This is a genomic window from Tardiphaga sp. 841_E9_N1_2 (genome assembly GCF_051811065.1).
Lineage (GTDB): Bacteria > Pseudomonadota > Alphaproteobacteria > Rhizobiales > Xanthobacteraceae > Tardiphaga > Tardiphaga robiniae.
In genome coordinates this window covers 89,258-113,783 of the sequence record NZ_JBPWQC010000001.1, presented here as the reverse complement: position 1 = coordinate 113,783, position 24,526 = coordinate 89,258, and the positions used below count along the sequence as shown (strand labels likewise).

Genomic DNA, 24,526 nt, shown 5'->3' with positions numbered 1-24,526 from the left:
TTTAACGACTTCCGCCAAGAGTGCTCCCAGGGCGATCAATCATGCCCCTCGCGACTGAAGTCGCGGGCAGACAGGCGGAGCCTCGTCATGGCGATCATTACATCAGTCCCCTCTCCAGCCGCCGAAACCCGCGCGGCGCGCCCAGGCCTACTCCACGAAATCCGGACGTTCTGGCAGCTGTTCTTCGTCGCCGCCTTCGATCCTTACCGGCCCGAGCAGCATTACATGCGCGGCCCGGGCCCCGCCTGTCGCGCCAAGGACCCGTCCGCGCCGGTCCCGCCCTCACATTAAGCTGATCGCACTGCCGCCGACGATGCAGACGCTTGCGCACGCCCGCGAGGCGCGCAATGTGTCCATCCCCTGACGGCTTCAACACCGTCATCACCACACCGGATGGACGATCCCATGACGCGGCTGCGCTGTGCAATTCTCGACGACTATCAGAACGTGGCCTTGAGACTCGGCGACTGGAGCGTGCTTGACGATCGCATCGAGGTCACGGTCTTCGACAAGCCATTCGCGTCGGCAGACGAGGCAGCCACGGCGCTGAAGGATTTCGAGATCATCTGCGCCATGCGCGAGCGGACGCCGTTTCCACGCGCGATGTTCGAAGCGCTGCCGAAACTCAAGCTGCTGATCACCTCAGGCATGCGCAATGCCGCGATCGATTTCGAGGCCGCCAAGGCTCATGACGTCACCGTCTGCGGTACCGCGATGGTGGGCAATCCGACGGCCGGCCTGACCATCGGCCTAATGCTGGAACTGACCCGCAAGATCGGCTTTGAAAACGCACGCATGAAGGCCGGCAAGCCTTGGCAGGTGACGATCGGCGAGGACATCGAAGGCAAGACACTCGGGATCATCGGCCTCGGCAAGCTCGGCAGCCAGGTCGCCGGCATTGCCCGCGCGCTTGGCATGAAGACCATTGCCTGGAGCACCAATCTGACGCCCGAGGCCTGCGAAAAAGCCGGCGTGACCTACGCGACCAAGGAAGAACTGTTCGCTCAGGCCGACATCATTACGATCCACCTCGTGCTGAGTGATCGCTCACGCGGATTGGTGTCACGGGTGGATCTCGCGCGGATGAAACCGACAGCCTATCTCATCAACACAGCACGCGGCCCGATCGTGGATGAAGTCGCGCTGCTCGAGACCTTGCAGGCCGGGAAAATTGCCGGTGCCGGCATCGACACCTATTCCCATGAACCACTGCCGCTCGACAGCCCGCTGCGCAAGCTCGACAATGTCGTGATCACGCCGCATCTCGGTTATGTCACCGCCGAAAATTACAAGCGGATCTATGCGGAGATGATCGAGGGGATCGGCGGCTGGTTGAACAGCGCCCCCGTCCGCAAGCTCAACTGACGCAAGCGTTCAAAACGCAAAAGAAAACGGGCGCTGTGTGATCACACAGCGCCCGTTTTCTTGAAATCAGCTGAAGGAAATCAGCGAATGCTGACCGGGGCCGGTAGCGGCTGAACCGATGTCGGCTGGGTACCGGGCAGCGGCGCCGGCGCGGCGCTGGCGCTCGGGCCGGGGACCGGCTGCGCGGAGGCGGTCGTTGCCGGAGCCTTGCCCGGCATCACCACCACGCGGGTACCGACCTTGACGCGCTCGAACAGATCCGAGACGTCGTCGTTGAGCATGCCGAAGCAGCCCGACGACACGGACTTGCCGATAGTCGACGGCTGGTTGGTGCCGTGAATACGATAGACCGTCGAGCCGAGATACATGGCGCGGGCACCGAGCGGATTGCCTTCGCCGCCGGCCATAAAGCGCGGCAGATAGGGCTGACGCTCGATCATCTCGGTCGGCGGATGCCAATCCGGCCACTCTGCCTTGCGAGTGATCTTCTGCACACCGTTCCAGGTGAAGCCGTCGCGGCCGACACGGACGCCATAGCGCATCGCGCGGTTGTTGCCGAGCACATAGTACAAATAGAAGTTCGGCGTATCGACGACGATGGTGCCCGCGGGCTCCTTCGTGACGAAATTCACTTCCTGCCGGCGGAACTGCGGCGGCAACTGCGCCGGACCAGTTTCTGGCTGATCTTCCGGAGGCAATGAAGCCACCATCACAGAGCTGCCATTGGCACCAAGACCCTGTCCCTGCACCGAGCCGGTCACAGGGGCACCCTGCCCGCCCATGCCTTCAGGCGGACGCACTGCGCCATCACCGTTGCCACGGTTCGAATAGACCACCGCCGGCGGCGCCATCGGGCGGCCGTAACGCGGGTCGTCCGGCGACATCACCGGCCCCTGCGGCATGGCGCGATCGGAATAAACCGGGGCAGCACCAGCAGGACGACCATAGCGCGGGTCATCCGGAGACATCACCGGGCTCTGGGGCGCAATTCCGGGCGCGGACAGCCCCGTCATCGGCCGGCCACCACGAGAGGGCGGCGCGTCATCTTCGTCGAGTGCGTCAAAGTCCGGCATGGCGTCCAGCGCGCGATCGGCGCGCGAATTGGCCGGATAGCCGCCCGGGGGATAATTGGGATCGGCCGGAATCGAATAGCCGCTTGGCGTGCCCACAGGATAGCCCTGCGCCACCGCGAGCGAATGACCCGCGACGCTACCGAGAGCCACGGTCGCCAATGTCGTCAAAACACGCTTGATCATCATTGCCCTTGTATAAGCTCAAGCAAAAACCGGAACATGCCGTCAGATCGCGCAGGATAGCGGCGCATTCAAGACAATTCCGGAAAAAAGCTTCCCATTTCGGTCATATTCGCGAGATCACACGCCGGCGTGGCTATCTTGCCTCACCCCCGCTGAAATCACTGCTCAGGAATGCGTCCTCAGTTGTGCATCTCACTTTTTAACAAACGGTTCCTGAGGCCGTGCGTTATCCTCAAATGGTCCTGATTCGCGACGCTTTGGCGGCAGCCGATTCTGCGGAACGGGCCGCTTCCAGTGTTGTCACCGCGTCCCCGTCGTTCGAAAGCCTTCCACGGTCTGTCCGAAGGCGGAACTGCCATTCATGCTTCCGGGTTTCCGATTTCTGTTCGCAGCCGTCCTGCTCACAGTCTCGTTGGTGGTCTTCGGCCTTGGTGCCGCAGCCCTGCTGCGCTCTGCCCATCAGGAATTCGCGACCATTCCGACCAGGCGCGCGCCGCCGACCGTCTTTGCCCAGCAGCCCGTCGAAGCTCCGCCGACATTGGCCATGCTGCGCGTCGAGGCACCAGTGCCCACCCCTGAGGCTGTCGCGCCACCAGCGGTCCCCGTGACATCGGCGGCAGAACAAGTGCCCCCCATCGCGGCTCCTGCGGAGCTGGAAAAGATTGCCTTACCCGAGACCGCCGCGCCCCTGTCGACCCAGGCCGCAGCGGCCGCCGAGATGACTGCCCCGGTGGCGGCGACGCCGAAGCCTGAAGTTGCAGCGAAGTCGGAAGCAACGAAGGTCGAAGAGCGGGAACCTCTAACGACGGTTGCCGTCGCCCCAGCGACCTTCGTCGAACCAGTTGCTGCCCCTCCTCCCGAGCCTGCCACCGTTCCAGCACCAGCCGCCGCAGCAGAGGTTGTAGCGGGGCCACAACAGACGGCCACGCTGACCGACGATGACGCAAAATTGTCTTCGACGAAAATTGCGATGCTAGGCGGACCGCCCGTCGATACCGAGTCGGTTCCACTGCCAAAAGCGAAGCCTGCTGCAGAGCCCGCCAAGAAGATCGTGAAGAAGCGCATCGTCGTCAAAAAGCGGCGTGTGGCCGCTAGGCCTATGGCGGCCGCTGCACCACAGCCAACTGACCCGTTCGGATTGCCGGTCGCGCGCTGACCTCGACCCCGGTTACGCCGGTCCGGTCGCGACGGGCGGACCGTCGGGCTGCCCCCATTCCGACCACGAGCCGTCATAGAGCGCTGAACCGCGCACGCCGAGACGATAAAGCGCCAGCGTCAACACCGCCGCAGATACGCCCGAGCCACACGTGGTGACGATGGGCTTGTCCAGATCGAGCCCCGTGCCGGTGAAGGCTGCGCGCAATTCTTCGAGCGGCTTCATCGTGCCGGTCGCAGCGTCGAACAACAGGTTGTAAGGCAGGTTGCGGCTGGCGGGGATGTGACCGGAGCGAATGCCCGCGCGCGGTTCAGGGACACTTCCCTCAAAGCGATTGGCGGCACGCGCATCGATCAATTGCTCTTTGCGCGAATCCAGATTGGCAACGACCTGCGCCTTGCTGCGGATGTACGATTTGTCGAGCGTGGCGTTGAAAGTGCCAGGCTTCGGTGACGACTTTCCGGTCTCCGTCGCGCGACCTTCGGCCTTCCATTTCTTCAGCCCGCCATCGAGCACCTTCACATTGGCGTGGCCGTAAGAGAGGAACATCCACCACGCCCGCGGCGCCGCGACCCAGCCACCCGCATCATAAGTGACGACCGTATCATCAGAGGAAATGCCGAGCGCGGCGATGTCGCGCGCGAACTGGTCAGCATCCGGATACATATGCGGCAACGGCACGGAGTGATCGGAGATCGCATCGACGTCGAAGAACACCGCGCCCGGAATATGCGCGGCGAGATAGTCATCGACCGGCAGCGGCAACACGCCGGGCATCTTGAACGACGCGTCGACAACCTTGACTTTGGGATCGCCGAGATGCGCGGCGAGCCATTCGGTCGAGACGAGAGGATCTGTGGATGTCATGCACAAGTGCCCTTTTATTTTGAAACACCGTCATGGCCGGGCTTGTCCCGGCCATCCACGTCTTCACTCGCGGCAAGACGTGGATACCCGGCATTCGCCGGGCATGACGGCCGAGAGTTACGATTACTTCGACGCCTTCGGCTCGACCTTCTCGACCGCGCCGCCTGCATTGCGCCAGGCGGTGAAGCCGCCGCCCAGATGCGCCACCGGCTTCAGGCCCATATCGGCCGCGGTCTTGGCGGCCAGCGCCGAGCGCCAGCCGCTGGCGCAATGGAAAATGAACTTCTTGTCTTCCTGAAAGATCGGCTTGCCATAGGGACTTTCCGGATCGATCCAGAATTCCAGCATGCCGCGGGTGCAGGAGAACGAGCCGGGGATCTTGCCTTCGCGCTCGATCTCGCGGGGATCGCGGATATCGACGATGACGACGTCAGGGCTCTGCGCAGCCTTCATCACGTCTTCGACGCTCATCGTCTCGATCTGCGCGTTGGCTTCGTCGAGCAGCGCCTTGTAGCCGCGGGTAATCGTCTGCGTCATGCTTTCCGCACCAGTTCCTTCATTGCACCTTCGAGACCTTCAATCGTCAGCGGATACATTCGCTCCGAGAACAGCCGGCGAATGATGGTCGTGGACTCCGAGTAGTCCCAGTGCCGCTTGGCGACAGGATTGAGCCATACCGCATTCGGATAGGTCTGCGTGATGCGCTCCAGCCAGACCGAGCCGGACTCTTCGTTCACATGTTCGACCGAACCGCCGGGCACCATGATCTCGTAAGGCGACATCGAGGCGTCGCCGACGAACACGATCTTGTAGTCATGGGCGTATTTGTGCAGCACGTCCCAGGTCGGCGTGCGGTCCGTGAAGCGGCGTTTGTTCTGCTTCCACACGCCTTCATAGAGGCAGTTGTGGAAGTAGAAATACTCCATGTGCTTGAATTCGCTCTTCGCCGCCGAAAACAGTTCCTCGACCTGCTCGATATGCGAATCCATGGATCCACCGATATCGAAGAACACCAGGACCTTGACCGCATTGCGCCGTTCCGGCCGCATGTGGACGTCGAGATAACCATGATTGGCGGTCTCGCGAATGGTGGTGTCGAGATCGAGTTCATCCGGCGCACCGGTGCGGGCAAACTTGCGCAGACGGCGCAGCGCCACCTTGATGTTGCGGATTCCAAGCTCGACATTGCCGTCGAGATCCTTGAACTCGCGCTTGTCCCAGACCTTCACCGCGCGCCGGTGGCGGCTCTTTTCCTGGCCGATACGGATGCCTTCGGGATTGTAGCCTTCGGCACCAAACGGTGATGTCCCGGCGGTGCCGATCCATTTGTTGCCGCCCTGATGACGTTCCTTCTGCTCTTCAAGGCGCTTCCGCAGGGTTTCCATGAGCTTGTCCCAGCCCATGGCCTCGATCTGCTTCTTTTCTTCCTCGGTGAGATATTTCTCGGCGAGCTTCTTCAGCCACTCGGCCGGAATCTCCGCCTTTTCCATGGCGTCGAGCAGGCTCTCAAGCCCCTTGAAGACCGTCCCGAACACCCGATCGAACTTGTCGAGATTGCGCTCGTCCTTCACCAGCGCTGCACGGGACAAATAATAGAAATTCTCCACCGACTGATCAGCGAGGTCGGCGTCGAGCGCCTCCATCAGCGTGAGATATTCGCGCAGGGTCACCGGGACCTGTGCATCGCGCAGCGATGTGAAGAATTGCAAGAACATGATTGACAGATTGCCCGACCACCCGCGTCCGTCAAGGGCCGGATGTGGTAGAAGCCTACACAGCTCCGTGGCGCGCCATCGCGGCGCATATCCGGAATAAGCGAGATTTGTCAGTCAAACCGGGGCGAATTCCGCTCCGCGGCATGGTCAAGCAATCGCTTGTCAGATTGCAGGTATTTGTTTCAACAATTCCGGCGTCAGTAACCACGCAGCGCGGTGTCCCGCCATCGGCGGGCATTCTTAGCTATCGTGAAAGCAACGACGGCCATGGTGATGGCCTGTTTTGCTGTCAACATAGAATCGAATGACCGTACCCACGACACTGACCAGCAGTTCGCCGAGCCGACTCTCCGCGCCAGGTGTGATCGTCACGCTGTTCGTGCTGGCGATGAGCGCGTGCGTGCTCGGGCTTGTCGTCTGGAAGGCGCTCGATGCCCGCCAGACCGTATTGGCGCAAAGCGAAACCGACAGTCGAAACCTCGCACATTCGCTGGTCGAACATGCTTCGCGCTCGATACAGGCCATCGATATCGCCATGAGCGGGATGGCGGATCTGCTGAAGTACCAAAACCCACAGCCGGATCGCTTCAACACGTTTCTGGCCAACACGGCGAATGCACTGCCACAGCTGCGCGAAATCGGTGTATTCGATACGCTTGGGAACTGGCGCTATTCCTCGCTGCCGGAAACGCCAACGCACAATAATTCCGACCGCGACTATTTCACCTATCATCGCGATCACACCGACTCCAATATCAGGATCAACGCTCCCATCACGTCGCGGCTAACCGGCCGCACGTCAATCATCCTGTCGAAGCGGATCGACAGCCCCGATGGCAGCTTCAAAGGCGTGATGACGGGCGCGATCGACAATCAGTACTTCAGCGATTTCTACAAAACATTCCAGATCGGCGAGAGCGGCGGCATCAGCCTGATCCGAAGCGACGGCATACTGCTGATTCACTGGCCATCGATGGAGGTTGGAAAGGACCTCTCCGGAACTCAACTCATTCAGACCCGTCTGAAACAGAGTCTGGCAGGCTTCTACAAGATCGATTCGCCGTTTGACGGTATCACCAAATATTTCAGCTACGAGCAAACCACGCAGTATCCGCTGATCGTGACAGTTGCGATTCCCGAGGATCAGGTGCTGGCCATATGGAAGAGCAACCTGCTGTCCGACGTTATCGTTGCTTCAGTCCTGCTCTGCACCGTGATCCTGCTCGCCGCACTGCTATCGACCCAGTTCCGCTTCCGGCTCAACATGGAACACGCGCTTCGCCAGCGCGAGTCCCGCTATCGCCTGCTCGCCGACAACATCGCCGATGTTATTATCCTGCTCGATCGCTTTGGAAATATCGTCTTCGTCTCGCATTCGGTCGAATTCGTTTTGGGGCATAATCCGAAAGATCTGCTCGGGCGCTCCTGTTTCGAACTGGTGCACCCGGAGGATGTGGAAGCCGTGAAGGCGGCCAGCGCGCAATTAAAAGATCTCACAGCGAACCGCACCGTGATTTTTCGAACTTATCGTGACGACCATTCACTCGCTTGGGTGGAGGTTAACTTCAAACTGGCCACCCGCCAGATCGATCGCGACAAGGTCGAAATCGTAGGCGTGCTACGCGACGTCACCCTTCGAAAAAGCATGCAGGACGAGTTGACGTCGTTGAATACAAAGCTCGCCGAACTCGCGACCACTGACGGGCTGACGGGGCTCGCCAACCGCCGCACACTCGACGGCTTTCTGCGCCGCGTCTTTGAGCAGCACGACGAGATGTCGGTGCTTTTGATCGATGTCGACAACTTCAAGGGCTATAATGACAGCAACGGCCACCAGGCCGGCGACGAATGCCTGAAACGCGTCGCATCCGTCATCGCCGACGCCACGATCAATACGCCGGCATTGTCCGCACGTTATGGCGGCGAGGAGTTCGCCATCGTTTTGCCGGACGTATCCGAGGCCGATGCGATCACTATCGCGGAAGCCCTGCGTTTTCGAGTCAGGGCATTGGAGATTCCAAATATGGCATCAACCCGTGGCCACCTGTCGATCAGCGTCGGCGTCGCCAGCCGGAACAGCCTCACCTCGAACGAAGCCGTCCTGGTCGGCGAGGCCGATCTGGCGCTTTACGAGGCCAAACGACGTGGTCGAGATTGCGTTGTCGCCAATTCGGCGCTGCAACGCGAATATTTCAGCGCGGGCTTTTCGCACAACGGCTGATCCGCCAATTGCCGCCAGACCGCCCGGCTTTTCCCCGCCATGATATGTTCTTCGTCATCGCAAAAGGTCCCGCGAAGTGCCCGGAATGGTGGCTGGACCTGACCAATAATTCAATTAAACTTCGCCCGGAAACGTGCCGGCTGGCCAAATTGGCCGACGGCTGATGATCACAACAGGAATGGCGCGTCACTTGATGTCGCCCGCGAAGGATTGATCCATGGGAATTCTCGCAGCATTGCTGATCGGTGCCATTGCCGGCTGGTTGGCCGGGTTGATCGTTCGTGGCGCCGGCTTCGGCCTGCTCGGCAATATCGTAATCGGCATCATCGGCGCACTGGTCGCTGGCTGGCTGCTACCGCGATTGGGTGTGAGCCTTGGCGTCGGGGCGATCCGCGACATCATCAACGCCACCATCGGCGCGGTGATCGTGCTCGTCATCCTGTCGCTGATCCGGCGCTGACGTCGCATCCCCTCACTCTGCGATCGCCTACCGCGATTCCCATCATTTTCGGCGGCGCGCGTCCGCGCGACAAGAAGAACAAGGCAAAGTCTCCATGAAATTTACCGGCACCGAAAACTATGTCGCGACCGATGATCTCAAGGTCGCGGTCAATGCCGCTATCGTGCTCGAACGCCCGCTGCTGGTGAAGGGCGAGCCGGGCACTGGCAAGACCGTACTGGCCGAAGAAGTCGCCAAGGCGCTGGGCGCACCGCTGCTGACCTGGCACATCAAGTCGACCACAAAGGCGCAGCAGGGCCTGTACGAATACGATGCCGTCTCGCGCCTGCGCGACAGCCAGCTCGGCGATCCCCGCGTCTCGGATATCGGCAACTACATCAAGCGCGGCAAGCTGTGGGAAGCTTTCACCCATGCAGAGCGACCGGTGCTGCTGATCGACGAAATCGACAAGGCTGACATCGAATTCCCGAACGACCTTCTGCTCGAGCTCGACCGCATGGAATTCCATGTTTACGAGACCGGCGAGACCATCAAGGCGGCAAAGCGCCCTATCGTGATGATCACATCGAACAACGAGAAAGAATTGCCCGACGCGTTTCTGCGCCGTTGCTTCTTCCACTACATCAAGTTCCCCGACATCGACACCATGAACCAGATCGTCGAGGTCCACTTCCCCGGCATCAAGCATCGCCTCGTCGCCGAAGCGATGCGTATTTTCTTCGAGGTGCGCGATGTGCCCGGCCTCAAGAAGAAGCCATCGACGTCGGAACTGCTCGACTGGCTGAAGCTGCTGGTCAATGAGGATATGTCGCCGGAGATGCTGCGGGAGCGCGACCCGCGCAAACTGATTCCGCCGCTGCACGGCGCGCTGCTGAAGAACGAGCAGGACGTGCACCTGTTCGAGCGGCTGGCGTTTTTGAACAGACGGGAAGTCTGATCCCACCATCGAGGTATACAGCCTTCACGAAAAACCGTCCTCAGGGGCGGTTTTTTAATACCTATTCCAGAGATATTTTTCAACTTCAGTATACATAAACTGGTTCTAATCCCCGTTTTATTGAGATATCGTCCCTTCAAACGCCATCCCTGTATACAAACAGGACTCAAGAACTGCGCCACGGAGGAATACGATGCCCGCTTCATTCCCGCTGAACGCCTGGTACGCCGCCGCCTGGGATGCCGACATCAAGCACCAGCTTTTCCCGCGCACGATCTGCGGCAAGCATGTGGCGATCTATCGACGCTCCGATGGCGGCGTCAGCGCGCTGGAGGATGCCTGCTGGCACCGGCTGGTGCCGCTGTCCAAGGGACGTCTCGAGGGCGACACGGTGGTCTGCGGCTATCACGGCCTGAAATACAACGCGCAAGGCCGCTGCACCTTTATGCCCTCGCAGGAGACCATCAATCCCTCCGCCTGCGTGCGCTCCTATCCCGTGGTCGAGCGGCATCGCTTTATCTGGCTGTGGATGGGCGACCCGGCGCTGGCAGATCCGGCACTAGTGCCGGACATGCACTGGAATGACGATCCGGAATGGGCCGGCGACGGCAAGACGATTCACGCGAAGTGCGACTACCGCCTCGTGGTCGACAATCTGATGGATCTCACCCACGAGACTTTCGTGCACGGCTCCAGCATCGGCCAGGACGACGTCGCTGAATCTCCTTTCGATGTCACCCACGGCGACAAGACCGTGACGGTGACGCGCTGGATGAAGGGCATCGAAGCGCCGCCATTCTGGGCCGCGCAGTTGCGCAAGCCCGGCCCCGTCGATCGCTGGCAGATCATCCACTTCCAGGCGCCGAGCACGGTGAATATCGACGTCGGCGTCGCACCGGCCGGAACCGGCGCACCGGAAGGCGATCGCTCGCAGGGCGTCAACGGCTTCGTGCTCAACACCATGACGCCGGAAACCGAGACCACCTGCCACTATTTCTGGGCCTTTGTACGCAACCACCGCATCACCGAACAGAAGATCACCACGGAAATCCGCGAAGGCGTCGCGGGTATTTTCCGCGAGGACGAGATCATTCTCGAAGCGCAGCAGAAGGCGATGAACGAGAATCCGGACCGCGTATTCTACAACCTCAATATCGATGCCGGTGCCATGTGGTGCCGGCGGGTGATCGACCGCATGGTGGCGAAGGAAACTACGCCCAAACTGCAGGCGGCAGAGTAAAATCATGAGCGAACGCGATACCGAACGCTCCGTCTCGCAGACCGTCCGTGCGCAGCTGGCACTGCGCGACATGATCCTGTCCGGGACGCTGCGCCCGGGCGAGCGCATCAGCGAATTGCAGGCTGTCGATATCACCGGCGTCTCGCGCACGCCGGTACGGCTGGCGCTAGTGCGACTGGAAGATGAGGGCCTGCTGCAGGCAATCCCGTCCGGCGGCTTCATGGTGAAGGCGTTTTCCGAGCGCGATATTCTCGACTCCATTGAGCTGCGCGGCACGCTGGAAGGCCTTGCGGCGCGCTTCGCCGCCGAGCGCGGCGCCAGCGCGCGCAATCTCGAACCGCTGAAAGAATGTCTGTCGGATCTGGATCAGCTGGTGCGGCAGGATCCGATCTCGGTCGAGGCCTTTTCAGCCTATGTGACGATGAACGCCCGTTTCCATGCGCTGCTGACTGACCTTTCCGGCAGCGCGCCGGTGATCCGGCAGATAGATCGTGTTTCGGCGATGCCCTTTGCCTCGCCCAGCGCCTTCGTGATGGCGCAGTCGGCCCTGCCGGAAGCGCACAACATCCTGCTGATCGGCCAAGAACATCACCGCATCGTCGTCGACGCCATCGAAAATCGCGAAGGTGCGCGCGCCGAGGCGATCATGCGCGAGCATGCGCGGCTTGCCGTGCGCAATCTGCGGCTGGCACTGCGCAATCGCAACCATCTCGACCTGCTGCCTGCACTGGCATTGCTGACCTCGACACCGGCGGATTGACGGAGACCTTCATGCGTTTTGCAGAACACTGGATGGGATGCCGCGTCGAGGCCACGCGCAATGTGGCGCCGAACATTCGCGAGATCACGCTGAAGCCGGATACACCGCTGTCGTCCTACCCTCTCGGCAGCCACATCAATGTCAGCCTCCTGATCGACGGCCAGCCACAGACGCGATCCTATTCGCTGGTAGGAGAACGCAGCAACGAGTTGCTGCGTATCGCTGTGCGGCTGGCACCGGATAGCCGCGGCGGCTCCAAAGCCATGTGGGCACTGCAAGTCGGCGCGCGGCTGGAGATCTCCAGCCCGTCATCGCTCTACGACATCGACTGGAATCGTGGGACATACTGCCTGATCGCCGGCGGCATCGGCATCACGCCGATCACCGGCATTGCCGCAGCGCTCCACAGCAAAGCCATCGACCTGCAGCTGCACTATGCAGTGAAGGCCCGCAGCGAAGCCGCCTATCTCGATGAACTATCGACGCTGCTCGGCGACCGCCTGACGGTGCACGCCAGCCATGAAGGCGCACGACTGGATTTCGCCGCGACCTTTGCTGCCTTGCCTCACGATGCCATTGTCGTCCTCTGCGGCCCGATGCGGATGCTGGAAGCAGCCCGGCGCGAATGGAACGCTGCCGGGCGCGCGCCCGCTGATCTGCGCTATGAAACATTCGGCTCCAGCGGTCTCCTGCCAACTACGGAATTTCGCGTCCGGCTGAAGGACAGCGGTGCCGAGATCGTGGTCCCGCAAAGCCGCTCGATGCTGGCAGCGCTCAACGACGCCGGCTTCGAGGTGATGTCGGACTGCGAACGCGGCGAATGCGGGGTCTGCGCCATCGATGTCCTCGCCATCGACGGCGAAATCGATCATCGCGACGTGTTCTTCAGCGATCACCAAAAGAGCGGCAATACGAAGATCTGTCCCTGCGTCTCGCGCGTCGTCGGCACAGTGACGGTGGATACGTTGTATCAGCCGGACGCTGTCTGACCGTCAGCGTTCACCGCGCAGCGACGCAATCATCGACATGATCGCGAGCAGTATGACCACGGCGCCATAGACATAAGCCACGACGGCCAGTCCGGCATATGGCACAGCCACACCTGCAGCGAGTGCCGGTAGGCTGAAGGCCAGATAGGACAACACATAGAACGCCGCCAGCAAACCGGCGCGCTGATGCGCCTCAGCGGTCGGCAGCAGCGTGCTCAGCGAGCCGGCGAAGGACGCGCCGAAGCCGAAACCTGCGATCACCGAACCGGCAAACAGCATCGCAACGCTGTGCTGCCAGATGCCGAGCAGCGAGACGAGGACGCCCAGCGACAGTGCGGCCGTGCCAATCACCAGCAACCGCTGCGCCGGAAGCTGCCGAAGGGCGGCCACGGTCAGTGCTGCAGCGAGCATCAGGGTCGCGACCACGACGCCCCCGACCCAAGGCGCGGAGACGCCCATCGTTGTTGCGACCACCGTGGGCATCAAGGACAGACTGAAGCCGCCCAACGCCCATGTGGCGACGGTGGCCGGTGCAACGCGCAGCAGCGCGGCGCGCGATTGGCTGGGCACGCGCACATGCGGCCGCAGCGAGGCCAGCGCTCCCGATTTGCGCGACACGGTCTCGGGCATCACGAACAGCAGCACAATCATCACAGCCGTCAGCGCGAATAGAACCTCATAAACCAGATGCAGCGGATCGGGCGCGAAGGTGACGAGCGCCGCCGCGCCGAGCGCGCCGACCATCAGGCCAAGAAAGGCGGTCACGCTGTTGAGGAGCGGTCCACGCTTGCGGTCAGTATCGAGGATCGCAGCACCCAATGCCGTTGTCGCCGTGCCGACGCACAGGCCCTGCACGGCACGCGCGAGGATCAATTGCCCGACATCACTGGCATAGGAGAACAGCACCATTGCGATAGCATTCAGCAACAGACCGCCGAGAATGACCGGACGGCGTCCGACATAATCGGACAGGCCGCCGACTGTCAGCAGCGCGGCCAGCAGGCTGATCGCATAGACCGCAAACACCAGCGTGATCATCAGCGGCGAGAGGTGCATCGACTGTTGGTAGAGCCGGTACAGCGGCGTCACCGCGCTACTACTGGCCGCGACCAGCGCGGCCCCGGCAAAACTGAATGCCGTCATGGCCGATGGCTGCAACACCCAACCGGCTCTGGCTGGTGATGCTTGGGCGTTGGAAACACAGGTCTTTTCGGCGCTGCCTTGCATGGCTCGTTCCTAAAAGCTAAGTAATTGCATTAGGCATCTAGGTCGCCCGAGAGCTTAATGCAAATATTTTGCGTTAAGAATCTCAGTTTTTCGCACATGTGCGACCGTGGGAGAACGATGTGACGGTGAAGGAACGGGTCCGGATCGGTGGACGCAGCGCGCGGATACAGAGCGCCGTGCATGATGCTGTCCGCAAATTGGGCGCTCTTTCCACCCGAAACCAGATCACCGTGCCGCAAATAGCTGCCGAGGCTGGCGTGACGCCGTCGACCATCTATCGGCGCTGGGGCGATCTCTCCGCGCTGCTCGCCGACGTCGCCGTGGCGCGGCTGCGGCCGATCGCAGATCCCGACGACACTGGTGCGGTCGAAACCGATCTGCGCGCCTTCATCGAGCAATATGCCGAAGAGATGTCGTCTCCGGTCGGCCAGGCCTTGATGCGGGACGTGTTGTCGGCACTGAAGGAGGGACTGCCCAGCGCCTGCGCGGGCTTCACCTGCGATCACCTCACCACCCTTAACGCACGCGCCAAAGCGCGCGGCGAGACGCCCTTCGACATCGACGAGGTGATCGACCATGTGGTCGCGCCGATCATCTATCGCGCGCTGTTCAGCGAACAAATACCGACATCCGATTATTGCAATCGCCTGATTAACCGGATTTATCCGCCTGCCCGCAAGCGACGCACCGCCGGCTGATCGTCAGCGCGGCTTCTCGTCCAGCTGATAGGTCAGATGCGCCTTCACCGTCGGCCATTCGCCGGGCAAGATACTATAGACAACCGTATCGCGCAGCGTGCCGTTCGGCGCGATCTGGTGATTGCGCAGGATGCCGTCCTGCTTGGCGCCGAGCCGCTCAATGGCGCGACGGGACTGATGGTTGAAGAAATGCGTGCGGAATTCCACCGCGATGCAATCCAGCTTCTCGAACGCATGCCCGAGCAACAGCAGCTTGCACTGGGTGTTGAGCGCGGTGCGCTGCACCCACTTGCCATACCAGGTCGAACCGATCTCGACCCGGCGGTTGGCGGCATCGACATTCATATAGGTCGTCATGCCGGCGATCTTGCCGTCGGCATCTTTCACCGTGAATGGCAGCATCGCGCCTGATGCCTGCAGAGCGAGCCGACGGTCAATCTCGGCGCTCATCTTTTCGGGCGTTGGGATCGCCGTGTACCAGATCTTCGAAAGGTCGCCTGACTTGGCGGCCTCGATCAGGCCATCGCAGTGATCTTTGGCAAGAGGTTCGAGCCGGGCGTGAGGTCCACTGAGCGTAACGGGTTCAAGCCACGGCATCGATCGTTCCTTCAGGCTACTTGTTCAAGAAATTGAGCGGCAAGCCACCGCGCGGCCAGTCCATCGCGATCAGCTCGCCCTTGCCCGACAGCGTGATATAGGCCGTCTTCAGCTCGGGGCCGCCGAATGCGATATTCGTGGTGACGCGGTCGCCAGTTTGTATCTGTTCCACCAATTTTCCGTCCGGCGCAATCACCGAGATGCATCCGCTGACCAGCGTTGCGACGCAGACGTTGCCCGAAGCTTCGACCGCGAGAGAATCGAACATCTGGTAACCGCCAAGGCCCGCGATGGGTCGACCACGCTCGCCGCGATAGATCACATCAGCCGGCTTCACCTCACCGGGTGCACCGACGTCAAAGGCCCACAGCCGCGCCGTCGGCGTCTCGGCCACATAAACGGTCTTCTCATCGGGCGACAGGCCAATGCCATTGGCGGGCAACATGCCGAAATGCCCTTCGACGACTTCGGTGGCACCCGGCTTCATGTAATAGAACGCGCCGACATCCATATCGCGATGCCGGCGCTTGCCGAGATCGGTGAACCAGAGCCCACCCTGCTTGTCGAACACCAGATCGTTCGGCCCCTTCAGCGGATGCGCACCGCATTTGTCGAACAGGGTTTCGACCTTGCCGTTAGAGAGGTCCACGCGCTGGATCGAGCCGCCGATATATTCATGCGGCTCCGGCGCACCGGGCATGATGGCGCCGCGCGATGCCGCCCAGCTGAAACCTCCATTGTTGCAGAGATACATCTTGCCGTCCGGACCGAGCGCAGCGCCATTCGGGCCGCCGGGAATTTTCGCGACCACTTCCTTGCGGCCATCGGGCCACACCCGCGTCAGTTGCTGCGCACGTATCTCGACCAGAATGACGGAGCCGTCCGGCATCACCACCGGGCCTTCGGGGAATGCGAGATCGGTGGCGAGGACACGGATGTTGGGGCTGGACATGGAAACTCCCTGACATTTTTTTGGTTTGTTATCGCACCCTGGGTGGGCGACGCAGCGTGACGAAAGTAGAGCAAACATGTCCGGCGCTGCCAAGCCGCGCAAATGCATGGCCGCTTGCGTGGAATTTCCATTCGGCTTTAGCTGCAATCAACGATAACGCGAAAAGTCCGAGGAAACCGATGCCGACCACCCCCGCAGTTGTGCCTGGAGCCGATGACGAAGTGCTCTACTCTGTCGCCGATGGCATCGCGACCGTCATGCTCAATCGCCCGCAACGGTTGAACACGATCTCGCGCGAGATGCTGACGCAGCTCAGCGATCTGTTTCTGAAAGCGGACGCTGATCCCGAAGTCCGCGTGGTGATCCTGACGGCCACCGGCCGCGCCTTCTGTGCCGGACTCGACATGGCCAACGCCACCAAGGGCACCGGCATCGGCTCCGCTAACGACGCCAACAACAGCCGCACCACGCTCGATCTGAAGACAGCGCCTCCGATCGTGATGTTCAACATGGAGAAGCCGACGATCTGCGCCATGAATGGTGCCGCCGCCGGCTATGGCATGGACGTCGCACTCGGCTGCGACATGCGCATCATGGCGGAGAGTGCCAAATTCGCCGCGGCCTTCGTGAAACGTGGCGTGGTGCCTGAATCCGGCGGCACCTGGTTTCTGCCGAGGATGATTGGCTGGGCCAAGGCAGCCGAGCTGATCTTCACAGGCCGCACACTGTCGGCGCGCGAAAGCCTCGAAATGGGCCTTACCAACGAGGTGGTTGATGATGCTGAATTGATGACGCGCGCCAATGCAGTGGCGGCCGAGATTGCCGCCAATGCGCCGCTCGCAGTGCAGGCTGCCAAACGCATGATGCGCTCAGGTCTGTCCGAGAGCTTTGGCGACCACGTCCATCACGTGTTCCTGCAATTGCTGCCGCTGTTTCGCACAGCGGATTTCCGCGAAGGCATGGCGTCGTTTCTTGAAAAGCGCCCAGCCAAATTTACTGGCAAGTGAGCGCGACGCACAAACATAGACGCGGTGTTGTGCGCCGCGTCATGCTTTGCTGATTAAGTCAGCTTTCCAACTTCAAGGCTTGGTGCATACTCCCGGCATTCGAGCCGCATCACAAAAGCCTGCATAGACGGGCCGATGCGGTTGATCGAACCACAGGGAGGACACTTGACCATGCAGCATGACTGGAAAGTTCTGCGAGTGACTTTGCTCGCCGGCGTTGTCGTAGCGCTTACGTCCACCGCAAGCCACGCGCAGAAGAAATACGATACTGGCGCCACCGATACCGAGATCAAGATCGGCAACATCATGCCGTATAGCGGCCCGGCGTCCTCCTACGCGACGATCGGAAAAACCGAGGCCGCCTATTTCAAGATGATCAACGAGAAGGGCGGCATCAATGGCCGCAAGATCACCTTCATCAGCTATGACGACGGCTACAGCCCGCCGAAGACGGTGGAGCAAGCGCGCAAGCTGGTCGAGAATGACGAAGTGCTGTTCATCATGAACCCGCTCGGCACGCCGGGAAATACGGCGATCCAGAAATACATGAACACCAAGAAGGTGCCGCAGCTGTTCGTCTCGACGGGCGCCGCGAAATGGGCCGATCCGAAGAACTTCCCTTGGACCATGGGCTGGCAGCCGAGCTACCAGGCCGAGGCGCGCATCTACGCGCAATACATCATGAAGAATCATCCCGGCAAGAAAGTCGGCGTGCTCTATGCCAATGACGACTTCGGCAAGGATTACATCATCGGGCTGCACGAGGGGTTCGGCGATAAGGTCAAAGATTACATCGTCTCTGAGGTGCCTTACGAGACGGCGTCACCGACGGTGGATTCACAGATCGTGCAGATCAAGGCAGCCAATCCGGATGTCTTCATCAACATCGCCACGCCAAAATTCGCTGCACAGGCGATCAAGAAGGTCGGCGAGATGGGCTGGAAGCCCGTTCACATCGTCACCAATGTCTCGGCATCTGTCGGCAGCGTGATGAAGCCCGCGGGCTACGCCAACTCGCAGGATGTGCTCAGCGCGGCCTATATGAAGGATCCCAAGGATCCGACATGGAAGAACGATCCCGGCATGCTGGAATGGTCGGCCTTCATGGACAAGTACTATCCCGAAGGCGACAAGGAAGACGGCGCCACCGTGTTCGGCTACGGCGTCTCGCAGGGCATCGTCCAGGTGCTCAAGCAATGCGGCGACGACCTCACGCGCGAAAACATCATGAAGCAGGCGGCGAGCCTGAACATGGAGATCGGCATCTATCTGCCGGGCACCAAGATCAAGACCAGCCCGACCGACTTCAGCCCGCTGGAGCAACTTCAGATGCAGCGGTTCAAGGGCGAGAGCTGGGAGCTGTTCGGCCCGCTGATGTCCGGCGAGAAGAACTCGTAAGCAATACGCTCCGGCGTCCCCTCTCCTGAGCCAGAGGGGACGCACGCGTGCTGAGCCACGCGCTCTCGTTGCTGGCCCCCTCTCCTCAATCGTGCATACTCGACGCAAGCCGCGGCGATCGATGGTCCACTCAGATGGACCGCACCGCGGAAATACAAGACGTCAGAGGAAACGATGCTCAGGATACTGCCCCGGGGAATGACTCTCGCTTTTGCCGCGCTCATGCTCGGCGTGCTGGCCACGCCATCTCACGCACAAAAGAAATACGATCCGGGCGCCAGCGATACCGAGATCAAGGTCGGCAATATCATGCCCTATAGCGGGCCGGCATCTTCCTATGCCTCGATCGGAAAATCCGAGGCGGCCTATTTCAGGATGCTGAACGATCAGGGCGGCATCAACGGCCGCAAGATCAATTTCATCAGCTATGACGATGCCTACTCGCCGCCGAAGACGGTGGAACAGGCGCGCAAGCTGGTCGAGAGCGATGAAGTGTTGCTGTTGTTCAATCCGCTGGGCACGGCGACCAATTCCGCGATCCAGAAATACATGAACCTCAAGAAAGTACCGCATCTCTTCGTATCGTCCGGCGCCTCGAAATGGGCCGACCCAAAGCACTTCCCGTGGACCATGGGCTGGTCGCCCAGCTACCACAATGAGGGGCGCATCTGGGCTGCATGGATTCTGAAGAACCATCCCGATGCGAGGATCGGCGTGCTGTTCCAGAACGACGACATGGGGAAGGACTATTTCAGCGGCGTACGCGAAGGACTCGGCGACAAGGCCGACAAGATGATCACGGTACAGGCGAGCTTCGAGACCAGCTCACCGACAGTAGATTCGCAGATCGTCCAGATCAGGACCGCCAATCCCGATGTGTTCCTGAACATCGCCTCGCCCAAGTTCGCCGCGCAGGCGATCAAGAAGGTGGCCGAGCTGAACTGGAAACCGGTGCAGATGCTGGTCAACGTGTCGCAATCGGTCGGCTCGGTGATCAAGCCCGCAGGCTTCGACAATGCGCAGGGCGTGATCAGCGCAGCCTATATGAAGGACCCCACCGATCCGCAGTGGAAGGACGATCCGACCATCAAGGAATGGCTTGCCTTCATGGACAAGTATTATCCCGACGGCGACAAGAACGACATCTACACGCTGTACGGCTTCGGCATCGCGCGCACACTGGCGCATATTCTCGAACGTTGCGGCGACACGCTCACACGGGAGAACGTGATGAAGCAGGCCACCAGTCTCGACTATGAGGTCGGCATCTTCCTGCCCGGTACCCGCGTCAAGACCAGCCCAACCGACTACAGCCCGCTGCAGCAGTTGCAGATGATGCGTTTCAAGGGCGAACGCTGGGAACTGTTCGGACCCGTGCTGAGCAGCGAGTAGGACGAGAGCGCCCTACTTCGCTGCATCCTTGGCAGGCGCTGGTGCATCCTTAGCCGCCGGCGCGTCTTTCGCGGCAGCTGGAGCTTCCTTCGCAGCCGGCGCCGGCTTCTTCTGCGCCGCCTGCAGCTCCTCCACCGTTTTCTGCAGGGCAACGACGGTAGCCTTCAGCGCCTCGACCTGACGGTTGGTCGCATCAAGCCGCTGTTGCTGATCAAGCCGCAGCTTGCCCAGCGTCTGCTGGAGGAAATTGACGTTGCTTTGCAGGCAGCTGGTGCGGCGCTCCATGGTCTTTTCGACCGTGCAGATCTCGATTCCCGGCACATCCTGCGCCTGCGCCTTGGCGGCGCCCAAAATGGTCAGCAATGTCATCGCTAGGATTGTTCGGCCGCGCATCATTTTCCCCATCATGTCCGTCATGCCGCCAAGACCAAGCGGTGCTGGCGCCCGGCTGTCAACCAGGTGTGATGGAAACGAAGAAGATGTCCGCCCGTTCCTTGGACCGGAGCACCTCATGGCGACGCGTGAACGACGGCTAGCCGAATTCGATGGCCAGGGTGATCCTGAGCCTGATCAGGCGGTGCAAGTGTTGTGCGAGGACCACAGCGGCACCTATCAACTGCCCTTCCCTTGCGTGTTCACGGATGGCGAATGGCGCAATGCCGAGACGGGCAGCATGGTCAAGGCACGCGTGGTCGGATGGCGGCTGCCACGTACATCGTGATGGCCGTGTGCCTGCTTTAGGGGGCCGGGGCTCCGGACGACCGACTTACTCGTACAGATACCCGACCGGCTTGCCTTCGGTCCGCAGCGGGCGAATGTCCTTCTGTGTAATAATCTTGGCTGCCAGGCCGTCGATTTCGTCGCGCTGGGTCGGCGTCCAGCTTCGAAGCTGCTCCATGCCCTTCAGAAGGCCAAGTCGAAGGACTTGCGTATTTTCGCCGAGACCGATGAGGCTGGTGGATCTCTTGCCTGCCGTCACCACGTCACCGGCGGCAAGTTCGAACGTCTTCCCAGCACTATCCACGAATTCGGCCGTGCCGCGAATGACGCGATAGACGACAACCTCACCTCTCGCGAAAGAAGCGGCATCCACGGCCGCCGCTGAACTCTTCGGCAAGAGTGACTTGCCATGCGGATCGGTTGCGATGATATGACCCGTAACAAGATGACCGCTCGGAGCCTCGATGCCAATATCGCGCACATAGACGGGCGCCGCCGACTTGATGCTGTCATCAACCAGCGGCTTGAAGAGCGCATCCAGTGCCAGCGGGTCCTGAAGCCAGAAGCCTGCATCATCCGGGCGATCATGCAGCGCATGGGTCCAGGCCATACGTGGCGTCTCGGCTTCGTTGATCTGATCCGGACCCACGATTGTCGGGTTCGGGAAGGTCGTCGGATCCGTCACGAAGGCTTCGAGAAACTTGCCGGAGTAGCCCATGGAGAGGGGATCGGGCACCACCGTCTGCGGCGTCTTCAGGTTCTCCTCGGTAGACAATCCCGACCAAGTGTAGAACAGCTGACGATGCACGATCGCGCTTTGCAGCATCACTGCGCCAGGGCCGACATTGTAGAAGCGCCCATCGTAATCGAAGGTGAACATGCCCGACGTAACCAGCACGAGCTGGAAGCCGCCTGGTGGCAGGTGGAGATGGAAATCGGTAGGACCAGTATCTTCGCGATAGATCGGCAGATTGGTCGCGACCTCATGGAGCAGGAAAGTTTCGTTGTTGGCGTGAAAGCCCTCATTGGCGCGGCTATAAAGTGCCTGCGGGCGATAGGTCGCCTCGTATGTCGTGTCCTTGTGCCGATCGATCGCTACGAAATCCCCATGATTCAGGCGGAGAGGATCGCCGTTCGGGTGCTTAAGCCCAGGCCATTTGAGGTCGATCGCAGCATGTACATTCATGGGATCCTCCAACGTGTTTAAAAACACCCGGGGACCGAACTGTGATTGGCGTGCAATCGATCGGCAGCCAACGCAATGCGGCTCGCGAGAAATTGCTGCTATGCGAAAATCGCGCCAGCTGGCGTCAAAGGCGTTTTGATACCAATCGCGCTCGTCAGCAGGTGATCTGGCGGCCAAACCGCGCAAATCCTCGGGCGAGCGCTACAAATTCTGGATACAAGTTGAGCACGCCGTGCCCGATCCGTAAGCCGGCGGGGCGTTGCCGAACTATCAATCAGTACTCGACCTCGAGCTCCTCGATATCGGTAGGCTCCTGCCTGGCCGCGGCAATCCATTCCTGCATTTCGGGCAGGTTCATCACCATGCTGGCATAGGCTGATAGCTGCGGATCGAGCTTGACGTCATAGGTCGCGAAGCGCGTCACCACCGGCGCATACATGGCGTCCGCCATGCTGCGGGTGCCGAACAGGAAAGGGCCGCCGGACTTCGACAGACACTCACGCCAGATCGTGCAGATCCGGTCGATATCGGCTTGCGCGCGCGACCAGACCTTGAAGTTCGGAAAATGCCCCTTGATGTTGACCGGCAGCGACGCGCGCAATGTCGTGAAGCCGGAATGGATTTCGCCCGAAATCGAGCGGCAATGCGCCCGCAGGATGCGGTCCGCCGGCAATAGCTTAGCTTCCGGCATGATCTCGTTGAGATATTCGGCGATTGCCAGCGTATCCCAGACCACCGCCCCTTCATGGCGCAGGCAGGGCACCAGGATCGATGAAGACAGCAACAGGATCTCGGCCTTGGCGGAAGCATCGTCCGGCGCCGTAACGACTTCGTCGAACTCAAGGCCTGAGAATTTTGTCAGCAGCCACCCTCGCAATGACCACGACGAGTAGTTCTTGCTGCTGATGGTGAGTGTTGCGTTGGCCATGACCTATCCCCTTACGCCCGAACCCAGGCAGCCCGTCAGCCCTCGGGGTAACCGGTTCCCGGCTGCCCATTGCTTGTGCTGCTTTAATTTTATTCAGCAAACCACGTGCCAGTTTTCCAGACGAATTGACTCTTCTCTGGCTTCAATATTGCATAGCAACAAAGCAGGGATAGCTCCGGATGATGTCAATGATGTATCAGGCCTACCAGAATCACATGGATCTGACAGCACCGTGGCGCACCGGTGCGTCTGCCGCATTGAAGTACCTCAATCTCGTCCCGGCCGGCACGTCCGAGAAACTGTTCGGTCGCCTCGCGGCAGCACTTGAGCTGATCTCGCGCTCCGCCCTCACCTATCATCGGCCCGAATTCGATATCGGCAAGGTGATGGTCGGTAACAGCGAGCATGAGGTGACGGAAGAAGTCACCTTCAAGACACCATTCGGATCGCTGCTACACTTCAAGAAAGAGAATGCACCGGAGCAGCCACGCATGCTGCTGGTGGCGCCGATGTCCGGCCACTTCGCGACGCTGCTGCGCGGCACTGTGAAGACCCTGCTGCAGGACCATGACGTCTATATCACAGACTGGCACAACCCGCGCGACATACCGCTCGATCAGGGCAAGTTCGGCCTCGACGAATATACCGAGCACCTGATCACATTTATGAACGAGCTCGGCCCGCGTTCGCACATGGTCGCGATTTGCCAGCCATCCGTGTCGGCGCTAGCTGCAGCAGCTATCATGTCGGAAGACAATCACCCCGCCCGCCCGGCAAGCCTGACACTAATGGCGGGCCCGATCGATACGCGCATTCAGCCGACCAAGGTCAACGAGTTCGCCAAGAGCAAGCCGTTGAAGTGGTTCGAAGAGAACATGATCAACTACGTGCCGTTCCAGTGCAAAGGCGCGTTCCGGCAGGTCTATCCCGGCTTCATTCAGTTGACTGCATTCGTCTCGATGAATCTCGAGCGGCACATCAAGTCACATGTCGATCTCGCCAATCATCTCGCCAAGGGCGAGACCGAGAAGGCGGAAGTCATCAAGACGTTCTATGATGAATATTTCGCCGTGATGGATCTGCCAGGAGAGTTCTATATCGACACCATCCGCGACGTGTTCCAGGAGCATCTGTTGCCGCAAGGCAAGCTGACCTACAAGGGCCGGACCGTGAACTGCGCATCGATCAAGCGCATGGGGCTGATGACGGTCGAGGGCGAGAAGGATGATATCTGCTCGATCGGCCAGACTTTGGCAGCCCAGGATCTCTGCACCGGCGTGCGAGCCTATCGCAAAGTCCATCACATGCAGGCCGGTGTCGGCCATTACGGTGTATTCAGCGGACGCCGTTGGAACAACGAGATCTACCCACTGCTACGCGATTTTGTTCACGTCAATTCGTGAAACCCTGCGTTGTATACAAATAGTCGGGCGCTTCACCCAAATTGGTGACGCG

Annotated in this window: 24 protein-coding genes; 14 read left to right on the top strand and 10 right to left on the bottom strand. The window is 60.6% G+C overall.

Translation table 11 applies throughout. The features are described from left to right. Window positions 1-405 precede the first annotated feature (405 nt). Window positions 406-1,365, top strand: a complete 960-nt coding sequence (locus AB8A50_RS00515; RefSeq protein ID WP_439076399.1) for a D-2-hydroxyacid dehydrogenase family protein — start codon at window positions 406-408, stop codon at window positions 1,363-1,365. An 80-nt stretch (window positions 1,366-1,445) separates the two neighbouring features. Here the strand turns inward: AB8A50_RS00515 and AB8A50_RS00510 are convergent, their stop codons facing one another. Then, window positions 1,446-2,624: a L,D-transpeptidase family protein gene (locus tag AB8A50_RS00510; protein ID WP_093760602.1), complete on the bottom strand. Its 1,179-nt coding sequence runs from the start codon at window positions 2,622-2,624 to the stop codon at window positions 1,446-1,448. Between the two features lie 358 nt (window positions 2,625-2,982). On the opposite strand from AB8A50_RS00510, the gene AB8A50_RS00505 reads away from it, so the two are divergent. After that, entirely contained in the window at window positions 2,983-3,777 is a 795-nt protein-coding gene (locus tag AB8A50_RS00505; protein WP_439076398.1) for a hypothetical protein, read from the top strand. Between the two features lie 12 nt (window positions 3,778-3,789). On the opposite strand, the gene sseA is transcribed toward AB8A50_RS00505, so the two are convergent. The 3 genes from sseA to AB8A50_RS00490 form a co-directional block, all read right to left on the bottom strand. Next, window positions 3,790-4,644, bottom strand: a complete 855-nt coding sequence (gene sseA, locus AB8A50_RS00500; RefSeq protein ID WP_439076397.1) for a 3-mercaptopyruvate sulfurtransferase — start codon at window positions 4,642-4,644, stop codon at window positions 3,790-3,792. 123 nt (window positions 4,645-4,767) lie between these two features. Beyond that, on the bottom strand, window positions 4,768-5,181 hold the full coding sequence (locus tag AB8A50_RS00495; protein WP_439076396.1) for a rhodanese-like domain-containing protein: 414 nt from the start codon (window positions 5,179-5,181) through the stop codon (window positions 4,768-4,770). Beyond that, window positions 5,178-6,359 (bottom strand): vWA domain-containing protein, encoded by a 1,182-nt coding sequence (locus AB8A50_RS00490; RefSeq protein ID WP_068732219.1) that lies wholly within the window; start codon window positions 6,357-6,359, stop codon window positions 5,178-5,180. Before AB8A50_RS00490 ends, AB8A50_RS00495 begins: the two co-directional genes overlap by 4 nt. A gap of 304 nt (window positions 6,360-6,663) precedes the next feature. Between AB8A50_RS00490 and AB8A50_RS00485 the strand changes: the two genes are divergently transcribed. The 6 genes from AB8A50_RS00485 to AB8A50_RS00460 all read left to right on the top strand — a co-directional run bounded on the left by AB8A50_RS00485 (window position 6,664) and on the right by AB8A50_RS00460 (window position 12,966). Further along, window positions 6,664-8,580, top strand: coding sequence for a diguanylate cyclase (locus AB8A50_RS00485; protein WP_439076395.1), 1,917 nt, complete (start codon window positions 6,664-6,666; stop codon window positions 8,578-8,580). A gap of 217 nt (window positions 8,581-8,797) precedes the next feature. Continuing rightward, a complete protein-coding gene (locus AB8A50_RS00480; RefSeq protein WP_068732215.1) occupies window positions 8,798-9,040 on the top strand; it encodes a GlsB/YeaQ/YmgE family stress response membrane protein in 243 nt (80 codons plus the stop codon). Window positions 9,041-9,134: 94 nt separating this feature from the next. Next, window positions 9,135-9,977, top strand: coding sequence for an AAA family ATPase (locus AB8A50_RS00475; RefSeq protein WP_068732213.1), 843 nt, complete (start codon window positions 9,135-9,137; stop codon window positions 9,975-9,977). A gap of 193 nt (window positions 9,978-10,170) precedes the next feature. After that, window positions 10,171-11,217: an aromatic ring-hydroxylating dioxygenase subunit alpha gene (locus AB8A50_RS00470; RefSeq protein ID WP_439076394.1), complete on the top strand. Its 1,047-nt coding sequence runs from the start codon at window positions 10,171-10,173 to the stop codon at window positions 11,215-11,217. Window positions 11,218-11,221: 4 nt separating this feature from the next. Next, window positions 11,222-11,977, top strand: a complete 756-nt coding sequence (locus AB8A50_RS00465; RefSeq protein WP_315841272.1) for a GntR family transcriptional regulator — start codon at window positions 11,222-11,224, stop codon at window positions 11,975-11,977. Between the two features lie 11 nt (window positions 11,978-11,988). After that, window positions 11,989-12,966, top strand: a complete 978-nt coding sequence (locus tag AB8A50_RS00460) for a PDR/VanB family oxidoreductase (protein ID WP_439076393.1) — start codon at window positions 11,989-11,991, stop codon at window positions 12,964-12,966. A gap of 3 nt (window positions 12,967-12,969) precedes the next feature. Here the strand turns inward: AB8A50_RS00460 and AB8A50_RS00455 are convergent, their stop codons facing one another. After that, on the bottom strand, window positions 12,970-14,109 hold the full coding sequence (locus AB8A50_RS00455) for an MFS transporter (protein WP_439076392.1): 1,140 nt from the start codon (window positions 14,107-14,109) through the stop codon (window positions 12,970-12,972). 203 nt (window positions 14,110-14,312) lie between these two features. Here AB8A50_RS00455 and AB8A50_RS00450 point away from each other — a divergent pair, with 203 nt between their 5' ends. Next, entirely contained in the window at window positions 14,313-14,891 is a 579-nt protein-coding gene (locus AB8A50_RS00450; protein WP_439076391.1) for a TetR/AcrR family transcriptional regulator, read from the top strand. A gap of 3 nt (window positions 14,892-14,894) precedes the next feature. Here the strand turns inward: AB8A50_RS00450 and AB8A50_RS00445 are convergent, their stop codons facing one another. Together AB8A50_RS00445 and AB8A50_RS00440 are read right to left on the bottom strand one after the other, a co-directional pair. Beyond that, entirely contained in the window at window positions 14,895-15,488 is a 594-nt protein-coding gene (locus tag AB8A50_RS00445; protein ID WP_175367228.1) for a GNAT family N-acetyltransferase, read from the bottom strand. Window positions 15,489-15,504: 16 nt separating this feature from the next. Continuing rightward, window positions 15,505-16,440, bottom strand: coding sequence for an SMP-30/gluconolactonase/LRE family protein (locus AB8A50_RS00440; RefSeq protein WP_439057662.1), 936 nt, complete (start codon window positions 16,438-16,440; stop codon window positions 15,505-15,507). Window positions 16,441-16,619: 179 nt separating this feature from the next. Here AB8A50_RS00440 and AB8A50_RS00435 point away from each other — a divergent pair, with 179 nt between their 5' ends. From AB8A50_RS00435 to AB8A50_RS00425, 3 genes are all read left to right on the top strand, one after another. After that, window positions 16,620-17,447, top strand: coding sequence for an enoyl-CoA hydratase/isomerase family protein (locus AB8A50_RS00435; RefSeq protein ID WP_439076390.1), 828 nt, complete (start codon window positions 16,620-16,622; stop codon window positions 17,445-17,447). Window positions 17,448-17,618: 171 nt separating this feature from the next. Next, window positions 17,619-18,845, top strand: a complete 1,227-nt coding sequence (locus tag AB8A50_RS00430) for an ABC transporter substrate-binding protein (RefSeq protein WP_120288995.1) — start codon at window positions 17,619-17,621, stop codon at window positions 18,843-18,845. A gap of 198 nt (window positions 18,846-19,043) precedes the next feature. Further along, window positions 19,044-20,237 carry an ABC transporter substrate-binding protein gene (locus AB8A50_RS00425; protein ID WP_439076389.1) on the top strand — a complete coding sequence of 398 codons (1,194 nt, stop codon included), beginning with the start codon at window positions 19,044-19,046 and terminating at the stop codon, window positions 20,235-20,237. Window positions 20,238-20,249: 12 nt separating this feature from the next. Here the strand turns inward: AB8A50_RS00425 and AB8A50_RS00420 are convergent, their stop codons facing one another. After that, a complete protein-coding gene (locus AB8A50_RS00420; protein WP_374725678.1) occupies window positions 20,250-20,630 on the bottom strand; it encodes a hypothetical protein in 381 nt (126 codons plus the stop codon). Between the two features lie 118 nt (window positions 20,631-20,748). On the opposite strand from AB8A50_RS00420, the gene AB8A50_RS00415 reads away from it, so the two are divergent. Beyond that, entirely contained in the window at window positions 20,749-20,958 is a 210-nt protein-coding gene (locus tag AB8A50_RS00415) for a hypothetical protein (protein ID WP_439076388.1), read from the top strand. A 45-nt stretch (window positions 20,959-21,003) separates the two neighbouring features. On the opposite strand, the gene AB8A50_RS00410 is transcribed toward AB8A50_RS00415, so the two are convergent. Together AB8A50_RS00410 and AB8A50_RS00405 are read right to left on the bottom strand one after the other, a co-directional pair. Then, window positions 21,004-22,143: a hypothetical protein gene (locus AB8A50_RS00410; RefSeq protein WP_439076387.1), complete on the bottom strand. Its 1,140-nt coding sequence runs from the start codon at window positions 22,141-22,143 to the stop codon at window positions 21,004-21,006. 274 nt (window positions 22,144-22,417) lie between these two features. After that, window positions 22,418-23,071 carry a glutathione S-transferase family protein gene (locus AB8A50_RS00405; protein WP_093760630.1) on the bottom strand — a complete coding sequence of 218 codons (654 nt, stop codon included), beginning with the start codon at window positions 23,069-23,071 and terminating at the stop codon, window positions 22,418-22,420. A 179-nt stretch (window positions 23,072-23,250) separates the two neighbouring features. Here AB8A50_RS00405 and AB8A50_RS00400 point away from each other — a divergent pair, with 179 nt between their 5' ends. Then, window positions 23,251-24,474: a polyhydroxyalkanoate depolymerase gene (locus tag AB8A50_RS00400; RefSeq protein WP_175367233.1), complete on the top strand. Its 1,224-nt coding sequence runs from the start codon at window positions 23,251-23,253 to the stop codon at window positions 24,472-24,474. Window positions 24,475-24,526 lie beyond the last annotated feature (52 nt).